This window comes from Pseudomonas sp. PS02303 (genome assembly GCF_029959925.1).
Taxonomy (GTDB): domain Bacteria; phylum Pseudomonadota; class Gammaproteobacteria; order Pseudomonadales; family Pseudomonadaceae; genus Aquipseudomonas; species Aquipseudomonas mandelii.
Window position 1 is genome coordinate 1 of sequence record NZ_JASCOM010000285.1, and the last position, 7,113, is coordinate 7,113.

At 62.5% G+C, this 7,113-nt stretch carries 4 protein-coding genes; all 4 read left to right on the plus strand.

Annotated features, from left to right (window positions below; all coding sequences use genetic code 11):
• Positions 1–166: 166 nt before the first annotated feature.
• Entirely contained in the window at positions 167–3,766 is a 3,600-nt protein-coding gene (locus tag QMX98_RS30430) for a DUF2339 domain-containing protein (protein ID WP_282411862.1), read from the plus strand.
• A complete protein-coding gene (locus tag QMX98_RS30435) occupies positions 3,763–5,136 on the plus strand; it encodes a DUF3999 domain-containing protein (RefSeq protein ID WP_221108071.1) in 1,374 nt (457 codons plus the stop codon). Before QMX98_RS30430 ends, QMX98_RS30435 begins: the two co-directional genes overlap by 4 nt.
• A gap of 272 nt (positions 5,137–5,408) precedes the next feature.
• Positions 5,409–6,419 carry a class 1 fructose-bisphosphatase gene (locus QMX98_RS30440; RefSeq protein ID WP_010464542.1) on the plus strand — a complete coding sequence of 337 codons (1,011 nt, stop codon included), beginning with the start codon at positions 5,409–5,411 and terminating at the stop codon, positions 6,417–6,419.
• A gap of 3 nt (positions 6,420–6,422) precedes the next feature.
• Positions 6,423–7,025, plus strand: a complete 603-nt coding sequence (locus tag QMX98_RS30445) for a DUF924 family protein (RefSeq protein ID WP_102593467.1) — start codon at positions 6,423–6,425, stop codon at positions 7,023–7,025.
• Positions 7,026–7,113 lie beyond the last annotated feature (88 nt).

Below are 7,113 nucleotides of genomic sequence, written 5' to 3' on the forward strand. Positions count from 1 at the left end.
GAGCCTGCTCGCGAAAGCGGTCTGACATTCAACGTCAATGCTGAATGTCATGGCCCCTTCGCGAGCAGGCTCGCTCCCACAGGTTTGTGTGGTTTCACACTAGACTCAGCCAGAGACTGCTTCACCCGGATTCGCCCCGCAGCGGGGCCGCTTAGGGATATCGACCATGCAATGGATGTTCATGCTGATTGGGCTGGTGCTGGGCTGGATACTCGATGAGTCATTCAGCGATGCGCTATTGGGTGCGCTGCTCGGGTTGGGAGTAGGGCAGGCCATTCGTATCGGCCGCCTGGATTCAGAAGCGACCGAGCAGCGTCGACTGCTGGAGCAGGCGCAGGTTGCGCTCAATGGCGTGCAGCAACGCCTGGCATTGTTGGAGGTGCCGGGCGTCACAACGCCTGAAACCAGCGAGCCGGTTGCCAGCGAAGCCGCTCCGTCGCCTGACTTCACCCTCGATGATATTCCTGTCGAAACCCCCGAGCTGATCTGGGATCTTCCGCCCGAACTCGAGCCGATGAGCGCAACGGCAGCGCAAACCAGCCGTCCGCTGCCCGACGATGTCTGGAAACCCGAGCCTGTTACCCGCGAACCGCAACAACCCGCCGTCCCGCGTGGCCCGAACTTCATCGAGCGGGCCATCAGCGGCGCTCGCAACTGGCTGTTCGGCGGCAACACCGTGCTGCGGGTCGGCGTGGTGCTGTTGTTCCTCGGTCTGGCGTTCTTGCTGCGGTATGCCACCGAAGGCATGGTGGTGCCGATCGAACTGCGTTACGCCGGGGTTGCGGCCGCTGCGTTGGGCTTGCTTGGTCTGGGTTGGTGGCTAAGAACACGCAACAGCAATTACGCGCTGATGCTGCAAGGCACCGGCATCGCCGTGTTGTACCTGACGGTGTTTGCCGCGATGCGCCTGCACCCGTTGCTCGATCCAAGCGCCGCCCTGGGCCTGCTGGTCGCGGTCACGGTGTTCTCGGCGATTCTCGCCATCACCCAGGATGCGTTGGGCCTGGCCGCGGCCGCTGCACTCGGCGGCTTCGCGGCACCGATCCTGACTTCCACCGGCGCCGGCAACCACGTCGCGCTGTTCAGCTACTTCGCCTTGCTCAACGCCGGCATCCTCGCCATCGCCTGGTTCAAGGCCTGGCGACTGCTGAACCTGATCGGTTTCGTCGGCACCTTCGGTATCGGTTTCGCCTGGGGCCTGCGCTCCTACACACCGGAATTGCTGTGGAGCACCGAACCGTTCCTGGTGCTGTTCTTCCTGATGTACCTGGCCATCGGCCTGCTGTTTGCCCGTCGCAAGCTGCTGGAGATGAGCGACGCCCCCGAGGACGACAGCCGCGAGGCGCTGCTGCGTTGGTCGGCGCGCAAGGGCGATTATGTCGACGGCACGATGCTGTTCGGCCCGCCGCTGGTGGGATTCGGATTGCAGTTCGCGCTGGTTCAGCATTTGGAATTTGCCGCAGCGTTCAGTGCCTTGGCCTTGGGCATGATCTACATGGGCCTGGCGCGTTTCCTGATGGGCGGCCGCGCATTGCTGCTCGCGGAAACCTGTTTGGCGCTGGGCGTGATCTTCGCCAGCCTCGCGATTCCGCTGGGGCTCGACGCGCGCTGGACGGCTGCCGCTTGGGCGGTCGAGGGCGCGGGCATTTTCTGGCTCGGCCTGCGTCAGCAACGACCGCTGGCTCGTGCGTTTGCCTTGCTGCTGCAACTGGGCTCGGCCATCGCGTTTGTCAGCGAATTGCGCATCGGCGACGGCAGTTTGCTCGACGGCGCTCCGCTGGGCGCGTTGATGCTCGGCGTGGCGTTGTTGTTCAGCTTCTATCAATTGCGCAAAGCCCTGCCCGAACAGACATCGGAATGGGAGCGCAAAGGGCGGCCGGTGTTGGCTTGCCTGGGCCTGACCTTCCTCTATCTGTTGGCGCCATTGTTCTTCCTGACCCACGGCACCGCGATCAGTTGGGCGTTGGCGGGGTTGGCGACGTTGTTTGTCGGTCTGCGTCTGCAATCGCGCACGTTCCTGTTCACCGCGTTTGCTGTCCAGTTGCTCGGCGGTGCGCTGTTCCTGCTGCGCTTGCAAGGTTCCAGCGGTGAGTCTGGCGCCGTGTTCAGCGCGGGTTGGAGCGGTTTGCTCAGCGCGTCTTTGATCGGCCTCGCGCTGATCGCCGGCATGTTGCTCGCCGCGCGTGATGAGATGGTGCGCAGCGATGTCCGGCTGCTGCGCGGCTTGTCGGTGGTGTTGCTGGCGGGTCTGGTGCTGATCAACCTGGCGGTGCTGTTCGTGCTGCCCTGGCAGACCGCGAGTGCGGTGTGGGCGGCCAGTGGCTTGTTCATCATTTGGCTGAGCCTGTACCTCAAGCAGCGCGTGAGTTTTGTCTTCGGTTTGCTTTTGCAGTTGATTGGCGGCGCGGCGTTCCTGTTCGCGGGGCCGGACCTGCTCGGGCCGCTGGCCAGCGAAGGGTTGAAACCTCTGGCCCACAGCGGTTTCTGGACGCCGCTGGTGTTGGGTCTGGCCGCGATGGTCGGAGCGTGGCGCTTGCAACTTGGCAACCATGCCTCGGCGTTTGATGTGCTGAGCTTGCAGCGTTTGTCCGAAGTGCTGCTGGTGTGGGGCGCAGGCTGGTGGGCGCTGGCGTGGATCAGCGAAGTGCTGCGTTTTGCACCGCTGAATCTGCAAGCAACCTTGTTGCTGGCGGTTGCCGCCTTGAGCGTGGCGCTGTGGGCGGTGTTGGCGCTGCGCTTGAATTGGTCGTCGCTGGGCCTGCTTTGCACCTTGCTTATGCCCGCTGCCGGTCTGGTACTGCTCGCCGCGTGGTACTCGCGTTATCACCCGGCAGCCAATTTCGGTTGGCTGGTGTGGGCGGCCGTGTTCGTCGTGCATTTCATCTCCCTGCGACGTCTGGCGCCGATGTTGCCGGCGCGTGCCCTGAGCACCGCTCATGTGCTCGGCTGCTGGCTGTTGATCGGTGTGCTGGCCTTGGAGCTGCGTTACGGTTTGCTGCTGTTGTCCGAGCAGTACAACGCCTGGCGCTGGCTGGGTTGGGCGATCCTGCCGAGTCTGTATCTGGTGCTGATGGCGGCGCCACGCAATGGGCCTTGGCCTGTTTCGGCGTATCCACGCGAGTACCGTTTTTATGCGGCGGCACCGTTGGCGCTGCTGATGCTCGGCTGGTTCTGGCTGGCGAATATCGTCAGCGACGGCACGGCCGAGCCGCTGCCCTATGTGCCGCTGGTCAATCCGTTAGAGTTGGGTCTGCTGTTTGCGCTGTTCGGCGTCTACGTCTGGTCCCGCAGCGCCGTGACGCAACTGGCGATTCGCAAAGATTACATAGAGCACGCCACGCAACTGATCGCCGGGGTCTCGCTGTTCGCATTCTTCACCGCACTGGTGATGCGCACCGCGCACCATTGGGGCGGTGTGCCGTTCGAGCTCGATGCGTTGCTTGAATCGATGCTGGTGCAGGCGGGGCTGTCCATCGTCTGGACCCTGATGGCGCTGAGCCTGATGATCGGCGGCCATCTGCGTCATCGCCGTGAAGTCTGGCTGATCGGCGCCGCGCTGATTGGCGTGGTGGTGGCCAAACTGTTCTTTGTCGAACTGAGTAACCGTGGCGGCCTTGCGCGGATTGTGTCGTTTATCGGCGTCGGCGTGTTGCTGCTGGTGGTGGGCTATTTCGCGCCGCTGCCGCCCAAGCGCGCCGAGGCTGCGCGCCAAGGCGGAGCCGACGCTGAAAGGCCGGCCCCTGAAACCGAAGGAGTGTCGTCTTGAGTCAGAAGTTGAACCTGGGCTGGTTGGGCGCTGTTGCGTTGGGTGTGGCGCTGTCCGCCAGCGCTCAGGAAAAACCGGCGGACTTTGCCACGCACGTGCCGTTGTCGGTGAGCGGCGAAGGGCCTTGGTATCGCCTCGAATTGCCCTTGAGCGTGCAACTGAATGCGCGGCAAACGGACCTCAGCGATGTTCGCGTGTTCAACGCTGCCGGTGAGGCCCAGGCCTACGCCTTGGCTCGCGAGGCGGCGTCAACCCGGGAAAATCGTACGCTGACCGATGTGAAGTGGTTCCCGCTGTACACCTCGGCGGACGCCACGGAGCGCGCGCCGGGCATCCGCGTGCAATCGAGCGCGAACGGCACGTTGGTCGAAGTGCAACCGTCCAGTCAGCTGGAGGCGGGCGAAGAAGTGCTGCGCGGCTGGTTGCTCGACGCCAGCGCCATCAAGGCGCCGTTGCAGCAGTTGATCCTCGACTGGACCAGCGAGCGCGATGGCTTTCAGCGTTTCACCATCGAGGCCAGCGACGACTTGCAGCATTGGCAGTCGTGGGGCGAAGGCCAGGTGGCGCGGCTGACGTTTGCCGATGAACGGGTCGAGCAGCATGAAGTCGGCTTGCCGGGGCAATCGGCGCGTTATCTGCGCCTGCTGTGGAATTCACCGCAATTGGCACCGACGCTGACGTCTGCGCAGCTGCAAAGCGCGAGTCCCCGCAGTCTGCCGCTGCCGTTGGTCTGGTCGCAGCCGCTGGCGGGCAGCAGCGTGAAGGCGGGAGAGTACACCTGGCAGTTGCCGATGGGGCTGAATGTCGAGCGGGTCCAGGTCGAGCTGAGTCAGCCCAACAGCCTGGCGCCGGTGACGTTGTCCGGTCGTCGCGAAAGCAGCTTGCCGTGGCAGCCGCTGACCAGCGGTTTGCTCTATCGCCTGACCCAGAGTGGCCAGGACGTGGTGCAGAACGAATTGCAGCTGTCGGGGCAAACCGTGCAGCAGTTGAAGCTGGTCGTGGATGAGCGCGGCGGTGGCTTGGGTGCTGAAGCGCCGACGTTGAAGTTTGCTGTGCGCTCGACGCAATTGGTGTTCCTGGCACGTGGGGCGGGGCCTTATACGCTGGCGCTGGGGAGTGCGACGGTGAAGGCGGCGAACCTGCCGTTGTCGACGCTGATCCCGGATTACAGCGCGGCCAAGTGGGCGGCGCTGGGCAAGGCTTCGGTGGAGGGTGCGGCGGTGGTGAGCAACTCCTCCACGGTGACGGCGGCCGCGACAGCGGACACGGACTGGAAGAAGTTCGGGTTGTGGGGGGTGTTGCTGCTGAGCGTGCTGTTTCTCGCAGCGATGGCGTTCAGTTTGCTGCGCAAGCCCCCCGTTAAACCCTGAACCTGTGGCGAGGGAGCTTGCTCCCGTTCGGCTGCGAAGCAGTCGTAACTTCTGCGGCTGCATGTTCTCGGACAAATGGCGGCGAATGCTTCAGGGGGCCGCTTCGCACCCCAACGGGAGCAAGCTCCCTCGCCGCCATAGAGTTCATTTACGGCTACGCTCAACCCCGCGCATGAACTCTATTGGGCGTATCACGTCTGATAGGAGGAAATGCGCCTCGACTCGCGTTAAACTGCGCGGGTTTTTAGCCCCCAATTCCACCGGAGCCTTCCATGTCCCGCGTTACCCTGAGTCGCTATTTGATTGAGCAGACCCGTAGCAACAACACCCCTGCCGATCTGCGTTTCCTGATCGAAGTGGTGGCGCGTGCTTGCAAGGAAATCAGCCACGCCGTGTCCAAGGGCGCCCTGGGCGGCGTTCTGGGCAGCATGGGCACTGAAAACGTCCAAGGCGAAGTGCAGAAGAAGCTTGATGTGATGTCCAACGACATCCTGCTCGAAGCCAACGAATGGGGCGGTCACCTGGCCGGCATGGCATCCGAAGAAATGGATAATGCCTACCAGATCCCGGGCAAATACCCGAAAGGCGCGTACCTGCTGGTATTCGACCCACTGGATGGTTCGTCGAACATCGACATCAACGCGCCGGTCGGTACGATCTTCTCGGTGCTGCGTTGCCCGAACGAATACCTGACCCAGAACGAGCCTTTGAACGAAAAGGCCTTCCTGCAGCCAGGCACTCAGCAGGTTGCCGCCGGTTATGCGATTTACGGTCCACAGACCATGCTGGTGCTGACCCTGGGCAATGGCGTGAAGGGCTTTACCCTGGACCGTGAAATGGGCAGCTTCGTGCTGACCCATGAAGACATCACGATCCCGGAGTCCACGCAGGAATTTGCGATCAACTCGTCCAACAAGCGTCACTGGGAAGCGCCGGTACAACGTTATGTCGACGAATTGCTGGCTGGCGATGAAGGCCCGCTGAAAAAGAACTACAACATGCGCTGGGTCGCGGCGATGGTTGCCGACGTGCACCGTATCCTGACCCGTGGCGGTCTGTTCATGTACCCACGCGACAACCGCGAGCCGTCCAAGCCGGGCAAACTGCGTCTGATGTACGAAGCCAACCCGATGTCGTTCCTGGTTGAGCAGGCTGGCGGCGCTTCCACCGATGGCCATCAGCGCATCCTCGACATCAAGCCTGAGGGCTTGCACCAGCGTGTTGCGGTGTTCCTCGGTTCGAAAGAAGAAGTCGAACGCGTCACGGCTTACCACAAGGAATAAACCATGACCGCGCCCTGGCAGCCGTTGCTCGAGTGGTGGTTCGGAACCTTCGAATCCCCCCAAGACATAGCGGCTGACAAGGGCAAGTTATGGTTCGGCAAGCGCGACAGCCAGGACCTCGAAGCGCAGACGCGTTTCGGGGACTGGGTCGAGCAGGCACTGGCCGGCGGATTGACTGAATGGGCGCAACGCCCCGAAGGTTGGCTGGCCTTGGTGCTGCTGCTCGATCAGCTCCCGCGAATGATCTTTCGCGACACCCCCAAATCCTTTTCAGGCGATCTCAGGGCTCAGGCACTGGTGGCGCAAGGCATTGCTGCGGATTTCGATCGGCAGTTGCGGCCGATTCAACGGGTGTTTATCTACCTGGTGTTTGAGCATTGCGAGAATCTGGCGGTGCAGAACGAGGCGGTTTCGCGGTACATCGATCTGGTTGCGCAACAGCCTGAGAGTGATCGGGCACTGTTTATCGACTATCTGAACTATGCCGAGAAGCATCAGCAGGTGATTGCGCGGTTTGGGCGGTTTCCGCACAGGAATGCGGTGTTGGGAAGGGAGTCTACGGCTGAAGAGCTGGCGTTTCTTTCCGGGCCCGGTTCTCGCTTTTAGTTTTCTGCTGTAGCTGATGCCGCCATCGCCAGCAGGCTGGCTCCCACATTGGGTTTGTGTCGTTCACAATCCCCTGTGGGAGCCAGCC

Bases quoted from the DNA above. Each gene is read 5' to 3' on its own strand.
- QMX98_RS30430 (WP_282411862.1), top strand. From the start codon at position 167: ATGCAATGGATGTTCATGCTGATTGGGCTGGTGCTGGGCTGGATACTC.
- QMX98_RS30440 (WP_010464542.1), top strand. From the start codon at position 5,409: ATGTCCCGCGTTACCCTGAGTCGCTATTTGATTGAGCAGACCCGTAGC.
- QMX98_RS30445 (WP_102593467.1), top strand. From the start codon at position 6,423: ATGACCGCGCCCTGGCAGCCGTTGCTCGAGTGGTGGTTCGGAACCTTC.